Source organism: Chloroflexota bacterium, assembly GCA_020161265.1.
GTDB lineage: Bacteria > Chloroflexota > Chloroflexia > Chloroflexales > Herpetosiphonaceae > Herpetosiphon.
This window is the reverse complement of the sequence record JAIUOC010000004.1, coordinates 44,514-71,513: the sequence shown is the minus strand read 5'-3', so window position 1 is coordinate 71,513 and position 27,000 is coordinate 44,514. Positions and strand designations below refer to the sequence as shown.

Below are 27,000 nucleotides of genomic sequence, written 5' to 3'. Positions count from 1 at the left end.
ACGCACAATTGAGCGAATCTAGATTTTGATGGCTATGCAAGCAAATCAGCATATTATTGAACTTGGCAAAACCTTGGCCGCCGAAGAAAAGGCGGGCTGCGACGATACTGCAACCGACCACGGTATCAGCCTATTTCTGCGTGAATGGCAGGCCCAACATCCCCAAGCCTTGCACGAACCAGTTGTGCAGGGCGTGCTTGATGCACTCGATGGCTACTCCGATTTGAGCCATGCCGAACGTGAGGCTCGCTTGAGCGTTGCACTTGATCGGCTACGCAATTTATTTCGCAAACAGCCCAAAGCTCCGGCTGAACCCGTGGGTGCTGTACCGCCAATCGATACCTTGCTGAAAACTTTGCAAGGCATTGGGCCAAGCACCGCCCGTTCATTCGCCAAACTTGATGTGCATACGCTCGAAGATTTGCTTTATCACGTGCCGCATCGCTACGACGATTTTAGCAAACGCAAGCAGATTTGTGATTTGGTGGTGGGCGAAACCGATACGGTGATTGTAACCGTCGATGCGATCAAAAGTTTCAATGCCAAAGGCCGTCAAGGTGTGGAAATTACCGTCGGCGACGATACAGGCGTGCTCAAGGCTTCGTGGTTTCGTGGTACGTGGATGGCCAAGCAATTTCGTGAGGGCATGCGGATTGTGCTCAGTGGCAAAGTTAGTATGTTCCGCGAACTGAAATCGATGAGCAATCCCCAGTGGGAGCCATTTGTTGAGGACGATTTGGTGCATACTGGCCGACTTGTGCCTGTCCATCCCCTCACTAAAGGCCTGCAAGATCGCAATGCCCGTCAAGTGATTAAACGGGTTGTTGATGCAGTGACCCCAACCTTGACCGACCCATTGCCGATTGAACTACGTGAACGAGCTGGATTATTGCCCTTGGGTGTTGCCATCAGCCAAATTCATTTCCCTGATAGCTGGGCGATGGTGCAACGCGCCCGCCAACGCTTGGGCTTTGATGAATTTTTGTATATTCAGCTGGGCGTATTACAGCGCAAACGGCTGTACCAAGGCGTGCAAGGCCAGCCAATTGCTTTTAATCAAGCGATTCATGATGCCTACCTGAGCAGTTTACCCTTTGCCTTGACCAATGCCCAAACCCGAACGTTTAACGAAATTTGCCGTGATCTGGAGCGACCAGTGCCCATGACGCGGCTGGTGCAGGGCGATGTTGGTTCGGGCAAAACGGCGGTGGCGGCGGCTGCATTGGTGCAGGCAGTTGCTGCGGGCTTTCAAGGGGCGATGATGGCTCCGACCGAAATTTTGGCCGAGCAACATTATCGCGGGCTGAAAAAACTACTCGCCAATGTCAAAATTCCTGGCCGCGAAACCAACAGCAACGGTGATTGGCGCGATGAACTTGATCAAGAAAAACGTAATCGCCTCGCCCAAATTAAGCAATTATTGATGCTGGCCGACGAGCCAGAACCAGAGCCAGGTGGCATTCGGGTTGCCCTGCTAACGGGCAGTCTCAAAGCTCGCCAACGTCGCGAAGCGCTCAAACTGATCGCTGATGGCGAAGTTGATATTATCATTGGAACCCATGCATTGATTCAAGCTAACGTCGATTATCAGGCACTGGGCTTGGCGGTGGTCGATGAGCAACATCGCTTTGGAGTTGAGCAACGCGAGGCACTCAAACGCAAGGGCTTCAATCCACATCTGTTGGTGATGACTGCCACGCCAATTCCGCGCTCGTTGGCCTTGACGATTTATGGCGATCTTGATGTTTCGGTGATCGACGAACGCCCGCCAGGTCGCCAGCCAATTCGCACCAAATGGATCACATCGGGCGAACGCAACAAAGCCTACAAACATATGCGCAAGGAGATTGCGGCTGGTCGCCAAGCCTTCGTGATTTGTCCGTTGGTTGAGGAAAGCGAAAAACTCGAAGATGTAAAATCAGCGATTGTTGAGCAAGAGCATTTACAACACGAGATTTTCCCTGATCTCAAAGTGGGCTTGATTCATGGTCGCATGACTTCGAGCGAAAAAGACACAATTATGGCCCAGTTTCGTGATCGCGAATTCGATATTTTGGTGGCGACGGCAGTGGTTGAAGTGGGGATTGATATTCCTAATGCCACGACGATTATGATCGAAGGTGCTGAGCGCTTTGGTTTAGCCCAATTACACCAATTTCGCGGGCGGGTTGGGCGGGGCAGCCATCAATCGTTTTGTGTGTTGGTTAGCGACAAAGAAGATAACGATGTTACGGTGGCCCGGCTTTCGTCGATGGAAGAGAGCGAAGATGGCTTTCGCTTAGCTGAAATTGACCTTGAATTGCGTGGGCCAGGTGAGTTTTTTGGCATTCGCCAGAGCGGCACGCCTGATCTTAAAGTTGCCCAGTTGACCGATACGCGCTTGCTGCATGCGGCACGGATTGAGGCTGAACGAATATTGAAGCTTGATCCTGAATTGGAATTGCCTGAGCATGCCAAAATTCGTGAAAAATTACAAGCTTTTTGGGCGGGTATGGAAACCCAAAGCAACTAGGTTGTGACGAATTCGCAACATTGCTTGACTAAAACACGAAAAACCCTCTTGACAGAGAGTGATTACTGCGGTACTATATGTTCAAACCTTCTCCTCTCTCTTCTCTCCCACAAGCGGCTCCATTATGCGAGCCGTTTGTGGTTTTAGAACCTTTTTTATTTTCCCTCAATAACAAACCCATTCTCACTTTGCCCTAAAAAATTTTTACTTTGTATCCAACGGTAGCGAAACTGCAACGTTCTGCCACTTTGGGAAGTGGTATGCTCAAAGCCTAAATCAACATCAAGAGGGTTTCGATTGTTTAGCTCATTTGAGCACAGCGATTAGCTAGGCTTGCCGTTCGGTCACGACGGCGCTATAATCGACAAACAATCAACCTCACATTGATTCCGTCGTCGTTTCAAGTAACTCCAAAGGAGGAGTCTCTATGAAAGAGTACGGTCCGGATCGTATCCACACAATTGGCCTCTTTGGCCATGGCGGTGCTGGCAAAACTACCCTCGCTGAAGCACTACTTTTCGCCAGCAAAGCTCTCCCACGGATGGGTCGCGTCGAAGATGGCTCGACGGTTAGCGATTACGACCCCGATGAAGTCAAGCGCCATGCCTCAATTAACCTCTCGGTGATTCCGATCGAATGGAATGGTAACAAGTTCAATTTTATCGATGTGCCTGGCTATGCCGATTTTCGGGGTGAAGCCGCTGCCGCGCTCCGTGTGATCGATGGGATGGTGCTGGTGCTCGATGCGGCTGGCGGGGTGGAAGTTGGCGCAGAATTGCTTTGGCAAATGGCTCGTGAGGCGAATATCCCACGGGTCGTTTTTATTAACAAGCTTGATCGCGAAAATGCCAACTTTCAACGTACTGTCGAACAAGCCAAGGGGCTGTTGAGCGAGGCAATCACGCCGGTGCATATGCCAATCGGCAGCGGAGCCAATTTCAAGGGTATCGTGTCGCTGCGCAAACGCAAAGCATGGCTGCATCATAATGGCAAAGATGGCGCTTACGAAATTGCCGAAATTCCCGCCGAAATTCGCCAAGAAGCGCTGCAAATGGCCGATGGCTTGATCGAAAAAATCGCCATGACCAACGACCACCTGATCGAAGAGTATTTGGAAGGCGGAGCCGATGCCCTGAGTGCCGAGGAAATTCGCCAAGGCTTCCAGGCGGCGATCAATGCGCATACGATTATGCCGCTGTTTATTGGCTCGGCCACCACGCTTTCAGGCATTCCCCAGTTGCTCGATGGGATTCTCGATGCGATTCCTTCGGCGGCCAATCGCTTGACGACCGCCCATGATTTGCGCAACGATGACGATTATTTCCTTGAAGGCAAAGCTGATGAACCACTCAGCGCTCTAGTGTTCAAAACCTTGGTTGACCAATATGTTGGGCGCTTGAGTTTCTTTCGCGTGTTTAGCGGCGAAATTCATTCCAACTCGGTGGTGCGTAATGCTCGTACAGGCCGCGAAGAGCGGATTGGTCAGCTCTTTCAGATGCGCGGCAAGGAGCAAATGCCTGTCTCCTCGGTTAGCGCTGGCGATTTGGGAGCTGTGGCCAAACTCGCTGATACGCTCAGCGGCGACACCCTCTACGGCCCCGATAATCCCTTACGTTTGCGCAGCGTCAGCTACCCCGAAGCTGCTTTTACTGCCAAAGTTACGCCCCACTCCAAAAACGATCTCGACAAGTTGGGCAATGCCTTGCATCGGATCGTCGAAGAAGACCCTACCTTGCACCTCGGACGCGACATCCAAACTGGCGAAACCTTGCTGGCTGGTTTGAGCGAAACCCACCTAAATTTTGTGGCCGAACGAGTCAAACGCAAATTCGATGTGCATTTTGATTTGGCAATACCCAGCGTGCCCTATCGCGAACGCATCAGCAGCACAGCTACGGCCACCTATCGCCACAAAAAACAAACTGGCGGCGCTGGCCAATTTGCCGAAATTTCGCTGCGGCTTGAACCATTGCCAACTGACCCGAATCGCGCTGATCCATTGGAATTTGTCAGTGAAATTGTGGGTGGCGTGGTTTCACGGTCGTTCTGGCCAGCAATTGAAAAGGGTATCCGTGAATCGATGGCCTTGGGCGTGCTGTCTGGGCATCCAGTGATCGACGTGAAAGCAGCGATTTACGATGGCAAGGAACATCCGGTCGATAGCAAAGAAATTGCCTTCAAAACGGCAGGTAAATTTGCCTTCCGCGAGGCCGCGCGTAAAGCCAACCCAGTTATTATCGAGCCAATTTATGCCTTGAAAATCAATGTGCCCGATGAATATGTTGGCGATATTCTGAGCGATTTGAATGGCAACAAACGTGGGCGCGTCCAAGGGATGGAGCAAATCGGCCATAGTCGCACCTTGATCACAGCCCATGTGCCATTAGCTGAATGCCAGCGCTACGCCACCGATTTGCGCTCAATTACCCAAGGCCGTGGCGATTTTGTGATGTGGCTTGATCATTATGATGATGTGCCACATAGCGTTGCTCAAACGATCATCGCCAACTCCAAACAGCAACACGACGATGATGAGTAGGATCGCGAAGGATGAATGATGAAGGATGAGGGATGAAATACTGATCCACGAAGGACACGAAGAGCACGAAGGCAGGCTACTGCTTCGTGTCCTTCGTGTCCTTCGTGTCCTTCGTGGTTAAAACTAGCCCCCAACCCCCAACAACTGATCCCCAGATTAACGCAAAAAAGCCCAAAATAGGGCTTTCGTTGCAGAGAATTGCTAAAAATGGCGGAGCTTATTGCACAGTGGTGCGAGTGCCGATGCCGTTAGCAATGTTAAAGCGGCGAACCAACCGTGATTTACGGCGGGCAGCTTGGTTTTTGTGAATGATGCCTTTAGCGGCTGCTTGATCAAGCGCCTTCAACGCTGCTGCCAATGATTCTTTGCTAGCTTCGTTTTTAGCATTGACGCTTTGGGCTGATTTTTTGACCAAGGTTTTGAGTGCTGAGCGCACCATGACGTTGCGGTTATGGCGGCGAGCATTTGTCCGAATACGTTTGCGGGCGGAAGCTGTATTAGCCAACGTGACCTCCTCGAAGGTTTGGTATCATAAGAAAACGCCGAGGCCACGCAGCCTGCGGCTAATTTGGTTTCGCGACGATGGATTATACCAGAAAGAATCAAAATGAGCAACGAGTCCTTATCGACGACTCCCGCGCCAACCCCAAGCCCATTACGTAAACGATCGATGAGCGCAGTGCTAAATAGCGCAATTGTGATGTTGGGCTATTTATTAAGCCGTGTGATTGGCATTGTGCGTCAAACGGTCTTATCAAGCTATTTTGGCACAAATATCGTTAGCGATATCTATACCACAGCCTTTCAAATTCCCGATTTGTTGTATTTGGTGATTATTGGTGGAGCTTTGGGCACGGCCTTTATTCCAATTTTTATCGAAGCCTATACGAAGGAAACCCATGAACGCGCTTGGCAAGTGGCAAATTTGGTGATCAATGCCGCATTAACGGTGCTGAGTATTGTATCGTTGGCAATTTTGTTGCTGGCCGACCCGCTGCTGCGTTGGCTCAACCCAACTTATACGCCTGAACAACTGGGCTTGGCGATTTATTTGGTGCGCTTGTTTATGCTTTCGCCGCTGTTGCTCGGTTTGGGTGGTTTGGCCATGGCGACGTTGAATGCGCTTGATCATTTCACCCTGCCAGCCTTGGTTCCGGTGATTTATAACGTGGCGATTATTGCCGGAATTGTGTTGATCGGGCCGTTGCTGGTGCGCTTTGGTTGGGTGCAGCACCCGATCAGCGTGGTTGAGCATAATGGTCAACCAGTTTCAATCGAAGGAGCCGCCTGGGGCGTGGTGTTGGGGGCATTGCTCTATTTAGTTTGTCAATTGCCAGTGCTCTATCGCTCAGGTTTTCGCTATCGCGTGCTGTTCAACTGGCGCGATGCCGCCTTGCGTCGCATTGGCCTGCTGATGGGGCCACGAGTGTTTGGCCAAGCAGCGATGCAAATCAACACAATTGCGATTTTTAGTTTTGCTAAATTATTTGGTGATGGCCGCGCCACAGCGTTGAGCAATGCCCTGACCTTAATGTTACTGCCGCATGGAATTTTTGCCCTCAGTTTGGCCACCGTGATGTTTCCACAACTCAGTCGTTTAGATGCTGCTGGCGATCACGAGGGCTTTAATCAAACGACGCGCAACACTTTGGGCACAGTCTTATGGGCAATTATTCCTGCTGCTGCTGGCTTGATCATGCTGGCCACGCCGATTGTGCAGGTGCTGTTTCAACGCGGCAACTTCGATAGCCAATCGACCTTGTGGGTGGTGCAGGCCTTGATGATGTATGCCACGGCCTTGCCGGCCTTTGGTGCTGCCGAAATTCTGATTCGTGGCTTTTATGCCCGCCAAGAAACTACAATTCCAGTGGTGATTGGAGTCGTGACCGTGGTGCTGAATATTGGGCTATGTTGGCTACTCGCTCAATCTAGCACCAGCCATATTGGCTTGGCTGGAGCATTTAGTATCACCAACAACCTCGAATTATTGCTACTGCTGGTGATGTGGCGGCGACGTAATGGCAATCTCGATGCGACTGGTCAACTACGCCGCTCCTTGCTAATTACCTTGGTGAGTTCGTTGGCGATGGTGTTGGTGTTGCAAGCGCCAGTCTATACCTTGCTGATTGTTGGCCTGCTACTGCTGGATTATGCTTGGCGGCGTTGGGGGCGGCAGCGCTGGCCGCAGGCTGGTCAAGCGCCGATTTGGTTGGGCTTAGCACTGGCTACGTTGGCAGGCTTGGGCTTAGGCTGGCAGTTGCAATTATTTAACCTAGATGCTTGGCTGCAAATTGCGCCGCAAGCTCAGAGTTTATGGCGTTTGCTTGGCTCGTTGGTTTTCAATGGCTTACTGGCAATCGCAGTTTATTTTGCTTGCTCAAGTGTTTTGGGTGCGCCCGAAGCCGCAGTTTGGCAACAACGGATTTTGGGTCGTTTGAAACGCCGCTAAATCAGCTGTGACCTAATTCACACCCTAATTGCTCAATCGGTGACAGAAATTGACACATTCGCCAATTATAGTGCCTACATCAACAGATAAATATCTATGGAGGAACGTAATCATGGCTAATCGACGGATTTCAACGATTGTAATGGCAGTTTTGGGTGTGTTGATGTTAGTTAGTATATTTTTGCCCTATGTTAAAAATACTACTGATGATACCCTGACCTATAGTCTGCTACAGATTGCTAGTGGCGATGTTCGCGGCACAATCGAAGCAGATGGCAAAACAATCTTCGTTATTACTGCAATTACTGTTGGTTTGGTTAGTTTATTGTCAATAGCAAGCTTAACTGGTAAAAAAATATTTGGAGTGTTTGCAATTATCATTAGTCTTGTCGTTGCTGGATTTCATGGGTTATTAAGCGCAGGATTATCGGAAAGAGACGGAGTTGGTATTGGCATTGGTTTTTGGTTCATTTTGATAGCTAGTATTGTATTATTTGTTACGAGTATCGTATTTGTAGCTCGCAAGCCCAAACTTGCCTAAATAGCATTTCGGAGAGCGGCGGCAGTTCCACCTAACTGCCGCCGTTTTGTATTTAACTATTCGATTTGGCAAATGGTAGATACATTCGGAAATTGAGGTTTGGCACAACTGTTGGTGTACGGCTGGGGGTTATTGTCGCGGTTGGGGTGCGACTGGGAGTTACCGTGATGGTGGCTGGTGTGCCAGTTGGGGTGCGGGTTGGCGTGTTGCTTGGCGTTGCGGTTGCAGTCCGCGTTACAGTCGCGGTTGGGATGCGCGTAATCGTTGGTGTGATGGTCGGGGTTGCCGTGCCGCCAGTGCCACTTTGGGCCATTTCATATAAATTGGGAAAATTGCCCGTGAGTAGCAACATACTCAACAAGCGCCATGCGTTGGGATAATAGCTGTTGGGTGTATCTTTGGTGGCGAGCACAGCGTTGTAGGCTTGTTGCGGCGTGGTTTTGAGGCTGGCAGTTGCTGCACCACAATTGACCGCTTGCGGAGTCGGAGCTGCCCAAATTGCCGCCGCTGCGTTGGCGACGAAGAATACGCCACGATAATTATCAACCGATGTGCCATCAAGCCGATAGCGAGCTTGCAGGTTGTCAATGCCCACGCTGCTGAAAAAACCACCAATTTCGTTCATGGTTTCGCGTGAGTTGCTGGTGTTGTACCAGGCCTTGTCGATCGCGATGCGCCATGCAAACCGCGCCGCATCGTAGCTCCACCAAGCCGATTCTTCCGGTTGCCACGACACATATTGCACATCGCCATCATATTGATTCCAATTGGGCACAAGTTTCGAGCAATTACCTGCTTTGGCTTGTACCAAGTTGGTGATGGCATAGTTGCGGGTGTTGACGGCGGCCCATTCAGTATTTTTGTTGGTGAATTTGCCAAAGACTGTGCTATAGCCAGGCGAGAAATAAGAAAGATTAACAATACCTTGAGTATATTCAGTCGCGGTTGACCATGAATCACCTGGCAGTAGTTCGTTGCCTTCGTTATTGGGCAAGCCGGCGGGTGGGTTGCTGCCAGCATGATCAACTTCATAGGTATAAATATTGTTGATCATGGTGCTGGCAAGCGTGCAATAATTCAGGCCATTGCTGCTAGCGGGCCAAACTCCTTGTTGCACTTTGATACAGGCATTGACTAGGCCCATAGCAATATCTTCATCGCCATCGGTCGCTGCGCCGCTACCATTAATTTGGCCTGGATTACCAATGTGCCAATGCATCAGGCCGCGGCTGGTAAAATAATCACGAGTAAACAGCCATAAGCCGTCGAAGGTGGTTTGATCGTCGAATAATGAGGCGAAGAGCAAGCCATAGCCTTGGCCCTCGGAAACAGTGGTGCTATTGCTAACTCCGCCGAGTACCCGCAAACGTCCGCCACCGCCAGCGTTGTTGCTGGTAATTTGGGCGCTTTTCCATTCATTCCAAGCTTGAGTGAGATCGGTCACATTGTAGTTAATGCCCGAAGCTTGATTATAGGGAAAGCTAAATGCTTGCGGATTGGCATTGGCTGACTGCTCGTGAGGAATTGTAAACCCAAGACCAACTAATAGAACCAAAATAAGCCAACGTGAGTGCAATGCTTGCTTCATCGAGGTTGCTCCTACACACAAAAACAAGGATGCAGTACAAAACTGCATCCTTGCAATAAACCGACGGCTAGTATATCAACAATCCTATGGCGCAACGCTACAAGCTGTGCCATTCAGGCTAAAGCTGGTTGGTTTGGGGTTGCTGCCATTGTAGCTGGCTTGGAAGCCAAAGCTAGCAGTACCGCCGCTGCCAATATAGCCATTCCAGCCGGCGTTGTTGACGCTGACTGCTTGACCAGTTTGGCTCACAACGCCATTCCAAAGATTGCTAATTTGTTGATTGCCAGCGAAATTCCAGCGCACATTCCAGTTGTTGATTGCTGCGCCGTTATTGCGAATGCTGACATCAGCGGTAAAACCACTACCCCAATCGTTGCTGATGGTGTAGGTAATTTGGCATGCGCCTGGAACTGGCGTATTGGTTGGTGGCACGCTGGTCGGAACAGTGGTTGGAATCGGTGTTAGCGTTGGAATTGGGGTCAAAATTGGTGTGATTGTGACAGGGGTATTAGTTGGCCGTGGGGTGCTGGTTGGCGGTACGGTTGTGCTGGTTGGTGGCACGGTTGTGTTGGTTGGCCGTGGGGTGCTGGTTGGTGGCACGGTTGTGTTGGTTGGCGTAACACCGTTGGCCAACTCATAAATATTGGGGAAATTGCCAGTCAACAACAACATGCTCATCAAACGCCAAGCATTGACATAATATGAATTTGGCGAATCTTTGGTCGTCAACACCATGTTATAGGCTTGTTGCGGGCTAGTTTTGAGCGTGCCCGTTGCCGCGCCACAATTGACAGCTTGCGCTGCAGGAGCGGCCCAAATTGCGGCAGCAGCATTGGCCACGAAGAACACACCACGATAATTATCAACTGATGTGCCGTTCATGCGATAGCGAGCCTGCACATTTTCGATGCCCACGCTGCTGAAGAAACCACCAACTTCGTTCATGGTTTCGCGTGAGCTGGCGGTGTTGTACCACGCCTTATCGACGGCGACGCGCCATGCAAAGCGAGCTGCGTCATAGCTCCACCAAGCATATTCCTCGGGCTGCCATGAAACTAACTGGGCATCACCATCATATTGGTTCCAGTTGGGCACGAGTTTGGAGCAGTTGCCAGCCCGCGATTGAGCAAGGTTAGTAATTTCATAATTGCGAGTGTTGACGGCTTCCCATTCGCTGGTCTTGCCCGTGAATTTACCAAACACGGTGAAATAGCCAGGCGAGAAATACGAGAGATTGACGATACCTTCGGGATAATCGCGGGCCAAATTCCAACCATCGCCGGGCAATAATTCGTTGCCTGGGTTGCTAGGCAAGCCAGCGACTGGCGATGAGCCTGGGTGATCAACTTCATAGGTGTAAATATTGTTGATCATGGTAGTGGCAAGGCTACAATAATCTAAGCCATTGCTGCTATTTGGCCAAACACCCTTGCGCACTTTGGTACAAGCATTGACCAGGCCGAGGGCAATATCTTCATCGCCATCGGTAGCGGCGTAGCTGCCGCGCAATTGGCCAGGATTGCCAATGTGCCAGTGCATCAAACCGTTGGGATCAAGGTGATCGCGGGTGAACAGCCACAAGCCATCGAGGGTGGTTTGGTCGTCGAATAGCGAGGCAAACAAAATGCCATAGCCTTGGCCTTCGGAGACGGTTGATGAGCTATCGACTCCACCCATCACCCGTAGCCGATTACCGCCGCCAGCATTATTGGCGGTGATCATGTTGCTTTTCCACTCGTTCCAAGCCTGCGTGAGATCGGTCACATTGTAGCTAATACCCGAAGCTTGATTGTATGGGAACAATAATGGACTAACGCTATTGCCTTGGGCGGCTTTGGATTGCCACCATGGCACGGTCAGTAGCGTGAGTAACGCTACTATCAGCAACATTTTGCGATGCTTTAACATTAAACAACCTCCAAAAGAACAATTGAGAAAAAAGAGGGCAGGCAATCAATTACTGCCGCCCTCAGTCTACTATTTATTAAGATATTTAATGGATAGCCTAAAAGTCCTAAGTTAATATTTATTAAGCGATGCTCGCCAGCCGGCGCTAGCGAGCATCGTGGGAGCTTACTGGAACAAGCGATCGTATTCGGCGTAGGCCATTGCGATATCGGCTTGAGCCCAGAAGCGGTGGTAAGTGAAGGTTGGTGCAGGGCCACCATTGAGGTAGGCTTGCACTGCTGGGAAGGCTGGATCATCTTCGTATTTGGTGCGAATGCTCAAGAAGGTTGATGAATTGTTGATTGGATCACCATTGGCCATGGTGCCCGTCCAGCCGTTTGGCACATAAACTGCATCGTCGAAGCGGTTGTAGTCTTTGCGGGTTTCGGGGTTAGCAACACCCTTATCGTCGCGATATTCTGACCACATGCGGTCGATCAATTCTTTGGCCATAGTTTGTGAAGCGACGTGTTGCGTGCCATAGCGCTTGGTTGCAGCGCTGTAGTACATCAAGGTCTTGGCATAGGCGGCGGCAACACCAACGTCTTGGGTCTTATCGACGACCGTGACGTGCAAGTTGGTGTTAGCGGCTGGATTGCTGGCGTTCCATGTAGCTGGTTGACCGCTCCAAGCCAAGGTTGATGGAATTTCATAGCTGCCATTGCTGGTCAAGGTGGTGTTGGCCAAAGCCCAGGTTACCCACTTGTCGAGCACGTTCTTGGCTTTGACATCGCCTGAAGCGTAGTAATATTCAGCGACCCGTTCCATCGACCAAGCTTGGAAACCAAACCAAGTGTTGCTAGCCGGATCGTGGTAGACTGGTTTTTCGTCGTAGGCCATATTGTAGAAGGTGCTGGTTCCGGCTGGGGCTGCTTCGTAGCGGCCATTCCAGCTGTTGGTAGCACCACCAGCGATGGCACCTTCGCTCGATTGCAACCAAGTGTAGAACTCGATTTGGCGGGTCAAGCTGGTGTTCCAGTCGCGAGCGCCGTTGGTTGAAGCTGGTTTGAAGGCTGGTTGGCTGGCCAAAATCCAGGCTGCCATTGGGTTTTGGTAGCCAAAGTGATTGTGGCTGCTGCCGATGCGCCATGCCCAGCCGCCGCCATTACCAATTGAGCCACCCCAAGCGTAGTACCACGACAACAGATAGTGAGCGCTGTTGTAGCCTGATCCAGCTGGGCACGAGGTTGAAGTACAGCCAATTTGCTTGAAGTACTTATCGAAGAAGGCGTAGCGCAAGTAGTCGCCCATCTTGGCGGCCTTGGTTACCAAACCATTGACGATTGGCGAACCACCTTGTTCGTCAGCCCAGATCTTGGCCCAGTAGATCGCTTGGATGGCACGGGCATCAGCATCGGGAGCGTTGGTGTAGCGCCATTGGCGGGCATAGCTAGCATCGCCAGTGAACAAGTTCAAGAAGCCGAAGGGGCCGCCATCATTGAAGCTTTCCCACGATGGATGGGGCACGGTTTCCCAAACTGATTCTTGAGCGCCACGTTGGAAGGTGTTGATATATGATGGTTTGCTGGTGCCATCGCCACGGCGGCCATAGCCATACCAGTTATCAACGTCGAGCAACCAGTGCATGCCATAGACATCGCTGGTGCCATAAGCCGAGCGTAATTCAGCGGCAATTGGGTCTTGACCAACTGAAACGCCAGTTTGTAATTGTGATGGGTATTGGCTGGGCAATTCCCATTCGCCTGCATAGGTGGCTGGGCTATTGGCATTGTACGAACCACTGCTTGGTTGATCTTGGCTGGTTGGAATGATATACATTTCCATGTTGCGCCAAGCATCGGCCAATGGTTGCCAGTTGCCAGTTGCTTCGCCGTACATGGCTTCGAGCCACAACCAATAGCTGTAGGCTTCGGATGTGGTTTCGTGGCCATAATCCGGAGCTTCAACAATCAAGGTTTCGATTGAGTGGTAGGGCACACCTTCGGGGCTGAAATAGCCATTAGCTGGGTTCTTCAACTCAGCATACATTTCCAAGAAGCGTTGATCGTAGGTATCATCGCCTGGTTGGGTTGGGGTGCTGGTTGGTGGTACAACCGTTGGGGTATTGGTTGGCCGTGGCGTGCTGGTTGGGCCGTTGGTCGCGGTTGGTGGCACTGCCGTGTTAGTTGGTGGCACGGTTGTGTTGGTTGGGCGCGTCGTGCTGGTTGGCGGCACCGCCGTGTTAGTTGGCACAACTACGGTGTTGGTTGGGCGGGTGGTTGCAGTTGGTGGAGTGGTTGCGGTTGGGTTCGGATTCGTTTCACCACAAACCACCCCATTTAATGTAAATACGGTTGGGATGGCATTAGCGCCGCTGTAGGTTCCTTGGAAGCCAAAGTTGACTGCGCCGCCGCTGCCAATTGCGCCATTCCAGCCTGCATTACGCACGGTTACTTGATTGCCAGTTTGGGTTACAACCCCATTCCAGAGGTTGGTAATTTGCTGATTGCCAGCGAAACTCCAGCCAACCGTCCAGCTACTGATGGCTGCACCATTATTTTGAATATTAACATCGCCGAGGAAGCCACTGCCCCAATCGTTGGGAATGCGATAGGTGACCACACAACTGGCGGCGGCGGCGGTTGGCTTGGCATTCTGGGTGGTCAACAGGCCACCAATCATCGTTAGCAGCGCTAACAACATCGCCCCTCGGGCGTAATAGTGCCGAGACATACATACTCCTTGGGTAAATGAAAAGTTCAGAGACAATACGAAGCGAACCTCTGCCCAATCGACGGCAGAGCTATCTATTTCCATACAACTGGTTCAGCGAATTCAGGGCAATGGTTCGATCAAACAGCGCGGATTGTTCAATCTAACCATTGCCGAGGCTTGGCTAATTCGTTGGTTATGGCACAATCGTACAAGCTGACCCATTCAGGCTGAAGCTTGCGGGAATGCTATTGGTTCCGTTGTTGGTTGCTTGGAAGCCAAAGTTGACTGAGCCACCACTGGTAAGGCTCCCATTCCAGCCGGCGTTGCTGACGCTAACGTTTTGGCCAGTTTGGCTCACCACCCCACTCCAGAGGTTGGTGATTTGTTGGCTGCCTGCGAAGCTCCAGGTCAAATTCCAACTATTGATCGCTGCGCCGCCGTTAGTGATTGTGACATCGCCAAGGAAGCCGCTGCCCCAATCGTTGGGAACGCGATACTTGACTTGGCATGCTCCAGCCACTGGGGTGTTGGTTGGCAGCGGTGTGTTCGTTGGTAAGGCCGTTGGTGTATTGGTCGGGCGGATGGTTGGGGTTGCGCTTGGGCCAACGGTTGGGGTTGCGGTGTTGGTTGGGCGAATAGTTGGGGTTGCGCTTGGCCCCGTAGTTGGGGTTGCGGTATTGGTTGGGCGCACAGTTGGCGTAGCCGTGTTGGTTGGCAAGCTGGTTGCGGTTGGAGTTACGTTACTGCCACCTGGCTCATCGCCAAAGACCTTCACGCCATTGTCATAGACTGGAATCCGGCGGGTTTTGACCCGATCGGTGCTGGTGCCAACGCCATTGAACGACCAGTCATTGGCATTGTCCCATTGTTGGGCATTGGTGTTGGTTGGTAATGAAAGCCGGAATTGCACTTCTTTGCGTGATTCAGATTGACCACCTGGGTAGACATTGACTCCAGCAAAGGCAATTTCGACATAGTAAATTGTGCCAGCCCATTGCTTCAAGCCTGAAACGCCTGAGCCTTGGGTATAGGCTGTGCTAACCGTAACATCGCTCAAGCCATAGCCAGCAGCAAATACTTCGCTCAAATCGACAAAGTAGCGATAGCTGAGTTTGGTGCTGTTGCGGGCTGGCCAAGCACTTTGGTTGTGCAACACGCCACTAATTTCGATGAAGCGTGGGCCTGAAGCATTGACTTTGGCTTCCACGAAAAATTCATCTTCGGGTGTTTCGATTGGTGGGAAGCTGGCGAGTGGTGCGCCGCCAAATTCGCTATACATCCGAGCCAAGGCGCTGGTAAAACCTGCATTGTAGTCGGTCGCCACTTCGTTGGCCACATAATCATTGCGGCTATCGGTGTAGGCATCGCCCGAACCTTTGGCTGGCCCGCCAACCAATGCCCCATACAAAATATGGCGTTGATTGACTGGATTGCTCAATGAATCAGTCCATGAGCCGTGGGCGGTGCGATGGTGGACGTTGACTGGTGGATTATTGCCGAAGCCAACGACATAGCTACTGTTACGTGGGTTGCTGCCCAGCATGTAATTGATTTGGCTGACCGCAAAGTCGTGGTAGCGAGCTTTTTTGGTGGCATCGGTGATGTAATCGCTGTAGACAAAGGCGGCAAATGAGGTGTTGGCCGAGTAGCGCAAGGCTCCCCAAGTATCCAACTGTGCTAGTCCACCTGGCGAATAGGTGATGCGTTGGCCATTATAACCAACCGTCCAATAATCCAACCAGCGTTCGGTATCGTCTTTGTATAGTTGTTTGCCGGTCAATTTGGCTAGCAACAAATAACAGCCATAGGATTTATCATCCCATGCGATGCTCCAGCGATACGATTTGATTGTGCTTTGGGGTTCGGTGCTGAGATTGGCATAATATTGCTCGGCCTTGCTCAGGTAGCTGGCTTCGCCCGTAGCGCGATAGAGCCAAATTGCGCCCCAAACTAACTCATCATTGTAGCCGCTCCACGAGTTGTAGAACGAGGTAGCATCGGTGATACAGTCGCTATATTTGCCGCGCACCGTGTCGGCAAAGCTATAGAGTTGGCGTGCATGGCTTAGCAAGGTGTCGGCATAAGCAGGGTCGGTTGGCCGAAAGACCATCGACGAGGCGGCCATGGCAGCGGCGGTTTCGCCTGCCAAATCGGAGCCACCACAGGTTGCATCAATTTTGTACGATGGGCGTGGGCCAGCTTGGTCATCGAGGTGAATAATTTCGGCTGGTCCCCAGAAGGCGTGGTCTTTGCCACCATTGCCAACTTGGCCGTAGAGCACATTTGGCGAGGGATGGGCATTGATAAAGTAGTTGTTGACGAAGCGCAAATTATTCAGCAATTCGTCGAGTTGGCCGCTTTGGGCATAGGCATCGCGATATTCGACCGCGCCCCAAGCCAGCATTGTGGCCGAAGCCGCCATTGGAAAGCCGAATTTGACGTGATCGCCTGCGTCGAACCAGCCGCCGCTGAGATTGAGACCAACATCAGCGCCATCGGTGAGCACCGAATCGCCACGCCATGAAACGCGATTCCAGCTTGGTTTTGGCCCAGCTTGTTGCGCTTCGTAGAAGAAAAAGGACTTTTGCAGCGCCTCGCCATAGCGATAGAGTGGCTCGGCGGCTTTGGTGGGGGTGGTTGGGCTAATAATTAACCCTGCAATCAGCAAACAAGCAACGAATCCGGCGAGAATCCGCCAGCGTTGGCTCGAACGTTCGAGCGGTGTACTCATCATTGGATACTCCTTCCTGCATTGAAGGCATTTTGTTTGCATTGGCTGGTGTGCTGCTTGGCACATCAGGACGGCCATGGTTCACTGTGGTTGCGGTCAGGTTGGCTTGATTTGGAATTGAGACCGCTCCCAATGCCATGAGATCAAGCACTTGCTGAGAGGCTAGGAGAGAGGAGAGTAATGCAGTAGTGGAATGAGATCGCTCCCAAGCACAGTTTGTTATGAAAGTAAAAATATCCTAAATGATTCATTGCGACTTGTCAAGCATAAATTTTAAAAAGTTTTTAGATTTGGATTTAGGCTATTCTGAAGGGCTAAACAGCTACTACATACCTATTAAGAGAGCTAGAGAGCATTTTCAGAAAACAACTGCTTGACAAAATACATAAGATCTTTTATTCTCTCCCCAAGACTTCTGAGACCGGTTCCAAAGTAATTTAAATCAGTTTGTGGGGTTTCGCCGTGGAACAACTCACGATTCGCCAAATAGCCCAACTTGCCAATGTTTCACGCTCGACCGTTTCGCGGGTAATCAACAATCATCCCAGCGTGCGGCCTGAAGTGCGACAACGGGTGTTGGAAGTTATTCGCGAACAAGAATACGTTCCGCAGGCAGCCGCTCGTAGTCTGGCAAGCCGCCGAACCAATGTGGTGACCCTGTTGATCCCACGCAGCTCGGCAATTATCTTCACTGACCCATTCTTCCCATTAATCATCCAAGGAATTACCGAAACCTGTTCTGAGCGGGATTATTCGGTGATGCTGTCGATGGTGACTGGAACCCAAGAACGGGATTTCTATCAGCGGGTATTACGCAGTCGGATGACCGACGGTCTGTTGATGCTTTCGAGCGATATTGATGACCCAGTGCTACCCTTGCTGATTAACGACCAAATGCCGTTGGTCTTAATCGGCGAACACCCGTATATGCAGCCAATGTATACCGTTGACGTGGCAAATCGGGCCGGGGCAGTGCTTGCAGTCAGCCATTTATTGCAACTTGGCCATCGACGGATTGGGGCGATTACAGGCCTACTGCAGATGAAAACCGCCATTGATCGCCGTGACGGCTATAAGCAAGCGTTATTGCAAGCAGGCGTTGCCATCGAGCATTCGTTGATGATCGAGGGCGAATTTACCCAAGAGGGTGGCTATGCTGCAATGCGCCAATTGCTCAGCCTTGAACAGCGACCAAGCGCTGTCTTTGTGGCCAGCGACACCATGGCATTAGGAGCCTTACGGGCTATTTACGAGGCCGGGTTACATGCTCCCCACGATATTTCGCTGATCGGCTTTGATGATGTGCCAGGCGCGGCCTATACAACCCCCGCCCTGACGACGATTCACCAACCAATTCAGAAGCTTGGTAGTACCGCCGCCACGATGTTGCTTGACCATCTCGAAGGGCGACCACCGCTCCAGCAACACATCCGTCTCTCACCTTCGTTAGTCTTACGCCAATCGTGCGGGCCACGGGTCGCCTAAACAGCACCCACGGATTCACTAGATCGCATGGTCTGTCGAACACGGGAGTTTTTGGGAGCGATCCCAAATGAGTTCGAATGGACACTGATGTTCAACCCACTCAACGCCGGAATCAAGGAGGATTCGTATGCAACGCTCACGCCGTCCGTTTATTACTTGGCTAAGCCTCTTAACTCTGATTTCAATGATCTTGGTTGCTTGTGGTGGAGCTGAGACCGCTCCCACTGCAACGACTGCTCCAGCTGCTACCGCAACAACTGCGGCTCAAGTTGAACCAACTGCTGCTGATGCTCCAACCGAAGTTGCCGCAACCGCTGAACCAGCAACCGCCGAGCCAGCTGGTGGCGATGTTGTTACCTTGAAGCTGTGGCACATGCCTAACGGTGCTGCTCCAGCCGATGCCATCCAAGCTGAAATCGATGCCTTCGAAAAAGCTAACCCCGGCATTAACGTTGAGCCAGAAATGCTCGACTGGGGTGCAGCTTTCCAACGCATCCAAACCTCGGTTCAAGGTGGTGAAGGCCCATGTATTACCCAATTGGGTACGACCTGGAACCCAACTTTTGCTGCAATGGGTGGCTTACGCCCATTCACCGCCGAAGAAATCACCGCTATGGGTGGTAGCGATAGCTTCGTCGCCGCTTCATGGGCAACCTCACAATTGCAAGGTATGGAAGGCACGTTCTCGATTCCATGGTTTGCTGATGTTCGCGCCTTGGCCTATCGCAAAGACTTGTTGGAAAAAGCTGGCTTGAAGCCAGAAGAAGCTTTCAAGGATTGGACCAGCTTCAAAGCTACCTTGGCTACCATCCAAGAACAAAATCCTGACGTTGCTGGGATTGCTTTCCCAGGCCGCAACGACTGGAACGTTTGGCAAAATAGCTCAATGTGGATTTGGAACAGCGGTGGCGATTTGTTGAGCAGCGATCTCAGCGAAGCAACCTTCAACTCAGAAGCAGCTGTGGCTGGCGTTTCAGAATTTGCCAACCTCTACAGCAGCAAATTGACCGTTACCAACACCTTGGAATTGAACTCAGCGCAAGTTGATGCCAGCTTTGGCGATGGCCGCACCTTCAGCGCAATCACTGGCCCATGGTTGATCAGCAATGCTCGCACTGCTGCCGACGCTGGTGGCTGGGCTAACCGCACCGTGGCCGACAACTTGGCCTACGCCGAATTCCCAGCCGGCCCTGGTGGCTCATACACCTTCGTTGGTGGTAGCAACTTGGCCATCTTGAAGAGCTGCGAAAACGCTGATGCTGCTGTCAAGTTCGTACAATTCTTGGCTGCTAACGAATCACAATTGCGCTATAGCCAAGCCATCGGGATGTTGCCAGCAACCAAGACCGCTCAAGCCGATGCTAGCATCGCCAGCGATGCCTTGTACAGCGTCTTCATCGCCGCTGCTGCTAAGGGCAAAACCTCGGCTCCAATCGCTGAATGGGGTCAAGTTGAGAGCGTTCTCAACGAACAACTTGGTTCACTCTGGGACGATGTAGCAACCGCTGGCGGTCCAGTCAGCGCTGAAGCCGTCAAGACCCGCTTGGATCAAGCTGCTCAAACTGTCAACGAATTGTTGGGTAACTAATCGGACGAGTGACGTGGCGCAGGGTGTTTGCTCTCTGCGCCACGCCCACCACTGCATCCACGCAATGGAGCGATGTTTATGGCTCTGGCACCAAAAAAAAATAAACTTTCACTCTGGCAACGGATTCGGCAAAACAGCCTAGCATATAAATTTATCGCTCCAACCTTTGTGGCGATGATGGTTGTGCACTTGATTCCGATTGTCCAAGGGTTGTATCTTTCACTCCTCGATGTTCGCCTTACAACCTTAACCCTCTATCTCAAAGCACCATTTGTTGGGCTAAAATACTACATCGAAGTTTTCAACGCGATCTTTGGCTTTGGTGAAGCTGGCGCAAGTTCGCGGGTAACTGGCCTAATTAATGCTGCCTCAAATACATTAGTCTATACCATTTGGACCAATATTGGCACGCTGGGCTTGGGCTTGATGCTGGCCATGCTGCTGAATCGTGAATTCCGCTGGCGTGGGATTGCCCGAACCTTGGTGTTATTGCCATGGGTCGTGCCAACCTTCGTGACTGGGACAATCTTCAACTTTATTTGGCTCGAACAAGGTGGCCTTGCCAATAAAATCTTGCTTGGCTTGAATATCGTTGATACCCCAGTAACTTGGTTGATTGGCCCTAACTCGTTGTATGCCTTGGTGATTGCCACGGTTTGGCGTGGTTTACCCTTCACCACAATTATGTTCCTCGCGGCAATTCAGGTGATTCCAACCGACCTCTACGAAGCGGCTTCGCTTGATGGAGCCAACGGCTGGCAGCGCTTTCGCCACATTACTTTGCCCTTGATTAAGCCAATTGCTGCAACCCAAGTGTTGTTTGGCTTGATTAACGGTTTCTATGGTGGCTATAATATTGCTGTGCAAATGTTCGGCGGTGGTACCGGTTTCGCAGGCGAATACGCCGACTTGCTCGTACCAGCAATTACCCGCCAGACGTGGGAACGACACTTATATGGATTTGGTTCGGCAGCCTCAGTTATTCTGATGGGCATGCTGTTGGTCTTTGTTGGCATTTGGTATCGTGCATTCCGCGATAGCTTGCGGGCTGAATAAGGAGGCCGTTTATGGGTGTTTCGCTCAGTAAAAAGGCCGAATCGGCCCGACCTGTACGCGCAACGATCAATTACAAAGCATGGTTACTTGATCGTGGTGGCGATATCTTATTGCTGGTGATCATTGCCTTGATGTTGTTGCCAATTATCTTCTTGGTGGTTGGCTCATTCAAATCGCGTGAAGAGTTCGCAGTTGGCAGTAATTTCTTTCCAAGCGACTGGCGATTTGAAAATTATAACGAGATGTGGACACGGGTTAAGTTTGGAACGTATTTCAGCAATAGCTTAATTATTTGTGGCATTACCACCTTGGTTGTTACAATTTTGGCATCGATGTCGGGCTATGCCTTGGCACGGTTCCGCTTCCCGGGTGCTGGCGGGTTGAGTATGGCGATTTTGGGAACCCAATTAGTGCCTGGCACGCTGTTCCTGATTCCGTTGTATATGACCTTCCTTTGGATGAAAAATAACCTTGGAATTCCTTTGATTGGCACCAATTTTGGCGCGATTGTGCTGTATGTTGGGTTCTTCTTGCCAATCTCGCTCTGGATTCAGCGCAGTTTCTTTGCGACGATTCCGATAGATTTGGAAGAACAGGCCATGGTCGATGGGGCAACCCGCTTCCAAGCCTTTGTCTATATCGTTATGCCATTGGCTGGCCCAGGCGTGATTTCAACCGCGATCTTTGTGTTCTTGACTGCATGGGACGAATTGTTGTTTGCATGGGTCTTGAATGTTCAAACGATTCCGGTCGGGATTCGCCAATTTACCGGGGTGGCTGGCTCGCAAAATCGCTATGAGTTGCTTTCGGCAGCCTCGGTGGTGATTATTCTGCCAGTTGCCGCGATGTTCTTCCTATTGCAAAAGCGTTTTATCGCTGGCCTCACCGCTGGCGCAGTCAAATAGATTTATTTTCTCAACAACCAGAACAAAGGCGTGTAGACTTTGGCGTTGCTGAGGTCTGCACGCCCGTTTGTATCTGTATCGATCAGTGTTTGGGCACAGCACCCAAACATAGGAGCACAGGATCATGACCGAACAACGCCACCATTCCTCAATTCCTCTCGCTGCGTGGCAACGCCCACTTGGCCTCGATTATCCGAATGCGGCGATTGCCGCCCACGATCATGGGCCGATTATTGACGATGGAGTCTTTCATGGTTTGCCAATTGGTGGCATGGGCAGCGGGGCGATTGGCCGCAACTTTCGCGGCGATTGGTCACGCTGGCATTTAGAGGTTGGCAAGCACATACATCGCAGCGTTTGGCCCAATCAATGGAGTGTTTTCTGGCAAACCGCCAGTCAACAAGCCGCCCAAGTCTTATGCACGATCCAACCAGATACCGATGAATTGAGTAGCTGGAACTGGAATTATCCAGTTGGCGCTGGCAATTATCATGCGCTTTTCCCCCGCGCTTGGTTCGATTATCAACACCCCGATTGGCCGCTCGAACTGGTGCAAGAGCAATTTTCACCTGTGTTGGCGGGTAATCTCAAGGAAACGAGCTTTCCGGTTGGCGTGTTTACCTGGCGCGTAACCAATCGTGGCAGCGAAACCGTGCGTTTGGGATTGATGCTGACATGGGAACATACCCGTGCCGTCGAAGCTGCTGGCTTAAGCTTGCAACGCCAACACAGCGCTTGGAACGATGGCAACACTAGCGGCGTGACCTTGAGCCAAACCAGCGACCAAGCCTTGAGCAGCCATAACGGCACGTGGGCTTTGGCGGTGCAAGCCCCCGAATCGGCGAGCGTCAGTCAATGGACATGCTGGGATGTTGCGCAAGACGCTGCTGCGCTCTGGCAAGATTTTGCTAGCGACGGCCAATTAGCCGACTATCCAACCAGCCAATCGGTTGCCGCCGATCAACGCAGCGCAACGGCGATTGCCGTAACTCTCGAATTAGCGCCTGGTGCTAGCGCCGTAATTCCCTTCAGCCTCGCTTGGGATTTTCCAATCGTCGAGTTTGCTGACGAAAGCCGCTGGTACAAGCGCTATACTCGTTTTTGGGGCACGAACGGCGATCAAGCCCAAGCCTTGGCAATTGCTAGTTTGACCAATGCCGATGCTTGGCGCGAGGCAATTGAAGCTTGGCAAAACCCCATTCTGAATGATGATCAACGGCCACTCTGGTATAAATCTGCTCTTTTTAACGAACTCTATTATTTGGTTGATGGTGGCACATTGTGGGTTGATCGGGCGGTCGGCGAGCCGGAGCCTTCGGCTGATGATGTGGGCTTGTTCAGCTACCTCGAATGCTACGATTACCCGTTCTATGGCACGCTCGATGTGTCGTTCTACAGCTCGTGGAGCATCTTAGCTTTGTGGCCAGAGCTTGAACGCGGCGAGATTTTGGCCTTCTCCAAGACGGTCAACGATGCTGATGATACCGTTGTAACAATTGTGGCAACCCAAGTCCCAGCAATTCGCAAGGCCGCTGGAGCCTTGCCGCATGATCTTGGTGCGCCCAAAGAGCAACCATTGATCAAAACCAATGCCTACGACTTCCAAGATATCAATAACTGGAAAGATCTCAACCTCAAGTACATTTTGCGGATCTATCGCGATGTAACCTTGTGGAACGATCAGGCCATGCTAGAAGCAACTTGGGACACAATTCCAACTGCTTTAGAATATGTGCATCAATTCGATAGTGATGGCGATGGCTTGCTCGACCATAGTGGAGCCGACCAAACCTACGATACCTGGGCCATGAGCGGTGCGGCTAGCTATTCAGCGAGCTTGTTGATTTGTGCCTTGGAAGCGGCGATTCGCCTAGCCCAACGCATGGGCGACCATGCTCAAGCCGACGCTTGGAGCGAATGGTTAGCAGCTGCTCGCCAAAGTTTTGAAACCAAGCTTTGGAATGGTACTTATTTCCGCTATCACACTGCTGATACCGATTTGCGCGAAGTGATTATGGCCGATCAATTGGTGGGCCAATGGTATGCAGGGGCAATTGGCTTGCCAGCGGTTGCTCCACGCGAGATGATTCGCTCGGCCTTGCAAACGGTCTATCGCTTCAACGTCATGCAATATGCCAACGGCGCATTGGGTGCAGTCAACGGTATGCATCCTGATGGCACGGTTGATACCAGCTCCAACCAAGCAAGCGAAGTTTGGAGCGGCACGACCTACGCGATTGCGGCCATGATGCTGCAAGAAGGACTTGATCTTGAAGGCTGGCAAACCGCTTGGGGAGCCTATAACGCCACCTATAACGAACTTGGATTGTGGTTCCGCACACCTGAAGCATGGGGCATCGAACGAACCTTCCGTGCCAGCATGTACATGCGACCTCAATCAATTTGGGCGATTGAGCATGCCTTAGCGGTGCGTGCCAAAAACGCCTGATTAGCGGACAAGCCTAGCTTGTCGGATCTCCTCGCGTCGCCCTGACGCAACCATGCCTCAAAACCACGCTGGATTCTGGCCCAGCGTGGTTTTGTTCTACCAACTTTCAACCAAATCCTTGGCTTCTTTCAAACTTAGTTTGGTTGCTTCACGCACCATTTTGATCGCCTGAATTTTATTGCCTTGCTGGGCAACAATTTGGGCTTCGCGCAAGAGATCTTCGGGTAGTTGCGGCACTGTTGGCTCTACCACGCCTGGGCTAATCGGGCTTAGGCCGCGCTCGATTGCCTCGACATAATCTTTGGCTTCTTTTAGGCCAAGGCTCGTTTGCAGCCGAACCTGTTTGATGGCCTCAAGCTTTTTGCCTTGGCTTAGCAACAGCTGAATTTGAGCTTGATCGAGCTTGGCTGAATCGAAACTTGATGGTCGAGCTGGATTGATTGGTGGTTGATTGAAGTTGATCATGCTGCTGGGTCGTTCGGAGCGTTTACTCCAACTCCACAGCATCAAGCCCATCACAACCGCGATTGAAATCCATAAAATTGCGCTTGACATCGTGTTGCTCCTTTATAATTAAGCCCTTGCTCAAAAGTGTACTGTAAGCTCTCCAGAATCGCTAGCGATTGTTTGCACCCGCTTGATCCACGAAGATCACTTTTTAGCCACGAATTGCACGAATGATGTTTAAAATCCCCGTATGCTCTATGTTCTATGCTCTTTTCAGCACCAAGACGTGGCTTGAGCAGCAAAAATTTCTATTTCAAACGGCGAAATTGAATTTAGCCACGAATTGCACGAATGATGTTTAAAATCCCGAACCCCAACGACCGATCCCTAGTTCGATGCTCTGTGCTTGCACATTCCTGTTATACTCTAACGCAGCGCGTCATTTAATTAAGGAGTTGGGCCATGCAACGCACGATCGGTTTATGTCTTGGTGGCGGGGGTGGCAAGGGCAGCGCCCATATCGGTGTGCTGCATGAATTAGAGCGGGTTGGCATCCAACCAAATATGGTGGCCGGAACCAGCATTGGGGCCATTATTGGGGCAGTGGTGGCGGCGGGCTACAATGCGACGACGATTGAACAAGCTTTTCGGGCCACTCCGTTGCGCCGAATTCTCAGCCTTGATCCAGCGAGTTGGGGCTTGATTGGCTCGGAAAAATTGGCAGGAGTGCTCAGTGAATTATTGGGCGATCAATTGATCGAAGATTTGCCGATACCCTACGCGGCGGTGGCGGTTGATTTGGTGACTGGTCATGAGGTGGTGCTGCAACGTGGCTCGTTGGTTGAGGCTGCCTTGGCGAGTGCGGCAGTACCTGGCGTGTTTCCGCCCCGCCGCATCGAGAAATATATTTTGGCTGATGGTGGCATTCGCAACAATTTGCCAATTGATATAACCCGACAACTTGGAGCCGAACGGGTGATTGCAGTCAATTTGATCGGTGAATTCGATCAATTTGAGGTAAATAATGCCGCCCAAAGCAGCCTCTTTTCGTGGCGACGCTGGGTTCCGCTCACGCAATTGGCGCTAGCTGAGCGAGCAATTGGGATTATGGTGCATCAAATCACCTTGCAACGTTTGCGCGAAACCCCGCCCGATCTACTTTTCAGCCCTGATGTGAACCGTATGAGCATGGCCGATTTGCTGCACCTTGACGATGGAATTCAAGCGGGGATTGCCTGCGTTGCTGATTATTATGAAGAATTGCAGCAATTGGCGCGTTGGCAGCGTGGTGAATTTGCCTAAGCTAAAATCGAGTACACTCTAGACCGTCATTGAGCCGACCGATTTGGTCGAAGGAGCATCTATGCGGTTGATTAGCTATTTTCTGTTGGTTTGTGGCTTGGTCGCCTGTGGTGGCGCAACGGCAACACCAATTCCAGCAACACAGGTGGTTGCCCAAGTAAACACGGCAACCCCTGAGCCAACCTTGGTTCAGCCAACCCTTACCCCCACGATTCCCCCAACCTTTACCCCACTCCCACGGGTAACCCCAACCGTAGCCGATTTGGGCAATATTCCAGGTAATAGCACGGCATTTATCCAAATTAAAGGCTTGAAAACCTATACCAACCCCACCCAAGCCTTTTCAATCGATGTACCTGACGATTGGCAAATGCGTGATAGCGTCGATGCTGGCAATAATTTGCTTTTTTGGGTTGATCCCGCTGAGCAAGCGTTTATTCAATTGTTGGTGGTTGATGATAGCCAGAATTTAATTGGCGACCAAGCTGAGTTTTTGAACGATTTTATTAGCCAAATTGTCGGGCAATCGTCGGAGTTTAATATCGATCAGCCAGTGTTGCAAGCCGATGGTAATACCTATGTTTCGTATAGTTTTATTGATGAGCAAAGTTTGCTGGCGATGAGCGGCGATGGCTATGTGCGGCGTGATGGCAACTATATCAGCATCATTCAGATTTTAGTGCCATTGGAGCAGTTTGAGGCCTTACAACCAGATCTTTTGCGGATTGTTCAGAGCTACAAGATTGATCCTAATCTGCCATTGCAATAATTGCCAAAGCAGGGATGGCCGAAACCATCCCTGCTTT

17 protein-coding genes are annotated in these 27,000 nt (G+C 51.2%); 11 read left to right on the top strand and 6 right to left on the bottom strand.

From position 1 onward, the window contains the following. Positions 1–34 precede the first annotated feature (34 nt). Together recG and LCH85_10155 are read left to right on the top strand one after the other, a co-directional pair. Complete coding sequence (gene recG / locus LCH85_10160) at positions 35–2,512, top strand: ATP-dependent DNA helicase RecG (GenBank protein ID MCA0352347.1); 2,478 nt, start codon at positions 35–37, stop codon at positions 2,510–2,512. Positions 2,513–2,939: 427 nt separating this feature from the next. Then, the gene (locus LCH85_10155) at positions 2,940–5,051 is read left to right on the top strand and encodes an elongation factor G (GenBank protein ID MCA0352346.1); all 2,112 of its coding nucleotides are present in this window, start codon (positions 2,940–2,942) and stop codon (positions 5,049–5,051) included. 217 nt (positions 5,052–5,268) lie between these two features. Here LCH85_10155 and rpsT read toward each other — a convergent pair whose 3' ends face one another. Then, positions 5,269–5,556, bottom strand: coding sequence for a 30S ribosomal protein S20 (rpsT, locus tag LCH85_10150; GenBank protein ID MCA0352345.1), 288 nt, complete (start codon positions 5,554–5,556; stop codon positions 5,269–5,271). A 102-nt stretch (positions 5,557–5,658) separates the two neighbouring features. Between rpsT and murJ the strand changes: the two genes are divergently transcribed. Beyond that, a complete protein-coding gene (murJ, locus tag LCH85_10145; GenBank protein ID MCA0352344.1) occupies positions 5,659–7,500 on the top strand; it encodes a murein biosynthesis integral membrane protein MurJ in 1,842 nt (613 codons plus the stop codon). Positions 7,501–7,612: 112 nt separating this feature from the next. Beyond that, a complete protein-coding gene (locus LCH85_10140) occupies positions 7,613–8,041 on the top strand; it encodes a DUF5336 domain-containing protein (protein ID MCA0352343.1) in 429 nt (142 codons plus the stop codon). 52 nt (positions 8,042–8,093) lie between these two features. On the opposite strand, the gene LCH85_10135 is transcribed toward LCH85_10140, so the two are convergent. The 4 genes from LCH85_10135 to LCH85_10120 form a co-directional block, all read right to left on the bottom strand. Next, positions 8,094–9,629, bottom strand: coding sequence for a glycoside hydrolase (locus tag LCH85_10135; protein ID MCA0352342.1), 1,536 nt, complete (start codon positions 9,627–9,629; stop codon positions 8,094–8,096). An 84-nt stretch (positions 9,630–9,713) separates the two neighbouring features. Next, positions 9,714–11,537, bottom strand: coding sequence for a cellulose binding domain-containing protein (locus tag LCH85_10130; GenBank protein ID MCA0352341.1), 1,824 nt, complete (start codon positions 11,535–11,537; stop codon positions 9,714–9,716). Positions 11,538–11,702: 165 nt separating this feature from the next. Further along, positions 11,703–14,198 (bottom strand): cellulose binding domain-containing protein, encoded by a 2,496-nt coding sequence (locus LCH85_10125; protein MCA0352340.1) that lies wholly within the window; start codon positions 14,196–14,198, stop codon positions 11,703–11,705. A 226-nt stretch (positions 14,199–14,424) separates the two neighbouring features. Beyond that, positions 14,425–16,965 (bottom strand): glycoside hydrolase family 9 protein, encoded by a 2,541-nt coding sequence (locus tag LCH85_10120; GenBank protein MCA0352339.1) that lies wholly within the window; start codon positions 16,963–16,965, stop codon positions 14,425–14,427. 459 nt (positions 16,966–17,424) lie between these two features. Between LCH85_10120 and LCH85_10115 the strand changes: the two genes are divergently transcribed. From LCH85_10115 to LCH85_10095, 5 genes are all read left to right on the top strand, one after another. Next, the gene (locus LCH85_10115) at positions 17,425–18,447 is read left to right on the top strand and encodes a LacI family transcriptional regulator (GenBank protein ID MCA0352338.1); all 1,023 of its coding nucleotides are present in this window, start codon (positions 17,425–17,427) and stop codon (positions 18,445–18,447) included. 127 nt (positions 18,448–18,574) lie between these two features. Then, positions 18,575–20,035, top strand: a complete 1,461-nt coding sequence (locus LCH85_10110) for a sugar ABC transporter substrate-binding protein (GenBank protein MCA0352337.1) — start codon at positions 18,575–18,577, stop codon at positions 20,033–20,035. A 78-nt stretch (positions 20,036–20,113) separates the two neighbouring features. After that, positions 20,114–21,091: a sugar ABC transporter permease gene (locus LCH85_10105; GenBank protein MCA0352336.1), complete on the top strand. Its 978-nt coding sequence runs from the start codon at positions 20,114–20,116 to the stop codon at positions 21,089–21,091. Between the two features lie 11 nt (positions 21,092–21,102). Continuing rightward, positions 21,103–21,996: a carbohydrate ABC transporter permease gene (locus LCH85_10100; GenBank protein ID MCA0352335.1), complete on the top strand. Its 894-nt coding sequence runs from the start codon at positions 21,103–21,105 to the stop codon at positions 21,994–21,996. Positions 21,997–22,120: 124 nt separating this feature from the next. Further along, complete coding sequence (locus LCH85_10095) at positions 22,121–24,445, top strand: non-lysosomal glucosylceramidase (GenBank protein ID MCA0352334.1); 2,325 nt, start codon at positions 22,121–22,123, stop codon at positions 24,443–24,445. A 96-nt stretch (positions 24,446–24,541) separates the two neighbouring features. Here LCH85_10095 and LCH85_10090 read toward each other — a convergent pair whose 3' ends face one another. After that, entirely contained in the window at positions 24,542–25,000 is a 459-nt protein-coding gene (locus LCH85_10090; GenBank protein ID MCA0352333.1) for a ribosomal protein L7/L12, read from the bottom strand. A gap of 354 nt (positions 25,001–25,354) precedes the next feature. Between LCH85_10090 and LCH85_10085 the strand changes: the two genes are divergently transcribed. Both LCH85_10085 and LCH85_10080 read left to right on the top strand, forming a co-directional pair. Beyond that, positions 25,355–26,194, top strand: a complete 840-nt coding sequence (locus LCH85_10085; protein MCA0352332.1) for a patatin-like phospholipase family protein — start codon at positions 25,355–25,357, stop codon at positions 26,192–26,194. A 61-nt stretch (positions 26,195–26,255) separates the two neighbouring features. Continuing rightward, positions 26,256–26,963 carry a hypothetical protein gene (locus tag LCH85_10080; protein MCA0352331.1) on the top strand — a complete coding sequence of 236 codons (708 nt, stop codon included), beginning with the start codon at positions 26,256–26,258 and terminating at the stop codon, positions 26,961–26,963. The last annotated feature ends 37 nt before the right edge of the window (positions 26,964–27,000 follow it).

Bases quoted from the DNA above. Each gene is read 5' to 3' on its own strand.
- LCH85_10110 (MCA0352337.1), top strand. From the start codon at position 18,575: ATGCAACGCTCACGCCGTCCGTTTATTACTTGGCTAAGCCTCTTAACT.
- LCH85_10130 (MCA0352341.1), bottom strand. From the start codon at position 11,537: ATGTTAAAGCATCGCAAAATGTTGCTGATAGTAGCGTTACTCACGCTA.
- LCH85_10135 (MCA0352342.1), bottom strand. From the start codon at position 9,629: ATGAAGCAAGCATTGCACTCACGTTGGCTTATTTTGGTTCTATTAGTT.
- LCH85_10140 (MCA0352343.1), top strand. From the start codon at position 7,613: ATGGCTAATCGACGGATTTCAACGATTGTAATGGCAGTTTTGGGTGTG.
- LCH85_10090 (MCA0352333.1), bottom strand. From the start codon at position 25,000: ATGTCAAGCGCAATTTTATGGATTTCAATCGCGGTTGTGATGGGCTTG.
- LCH85_10155 (MCA0352346.1), top strand. From the start codon at position 2,940: ATGAAAGAGTACGGTCCGGATCGTATCCACACAATTGGCCTCTTTGGC.
- LCH85_10085 (MCA0352332.1), top strand. From the start codon at position 25,355: ATGCAACGCACGATCGGTTTATGTCTTGGTGGCGGGGGTGGCAAGGGC.
- recG (MCA0352347.1), top strand. From the start codon at position 35: ATGCAAGCAAATCAGCATATTATTGAACTTGGCAAAACCTTGGCCGCC.
- LCH85_10080 (MCA0352331.1), top strand. From the start codon at position 26,256: ATGCGGTTGATTAGCTATTTTCTGTTGGTTTGTGGCTTGGTCGCCTGT.
- LCH85_10125 (MCA0352340.1), bottom strand. From the start codon at position 14,198: ATGATTGGTGGCCTGTTGACCACCCAGAATGCCAAGCCAACCGCCGCC.
- LCH85_10105 (MCA0352336.1), top strand. From the start codon at position 20,114: ATGGCTCTGGCACCAAAAAAAAATAAACTTTCACTCTGGCAACGGATT.
- LCH85_10095 (MCA0352334.1), top strand. From the start codon at position 22,121: ATGACCGAACAACGCCACCATTCCTCAATTCCTCTCGCTGCGTGGCAA.
- murJ (MCA0352344.1), top strand. From the start codon at position 5,659: ATGAGCAACGAGTCCTTATCGACGACTCCCGCGCCAACCCCAAGCCCA.
- LCH85_10120 (MCA0352339.1), bottom strand. From the start codon at position 16,965: ATGATGAGTACACCGCTCGAACGTTCGAGCCAACGCTGGCGGATTCTC.
- LCH85_10100 (MCA0352335.1), top strand. From the start codon at position 21,103: ATGGGTGTTTCGCTCAGTAAAAAGGCCGAATCGGCCCGACCTGTACGC.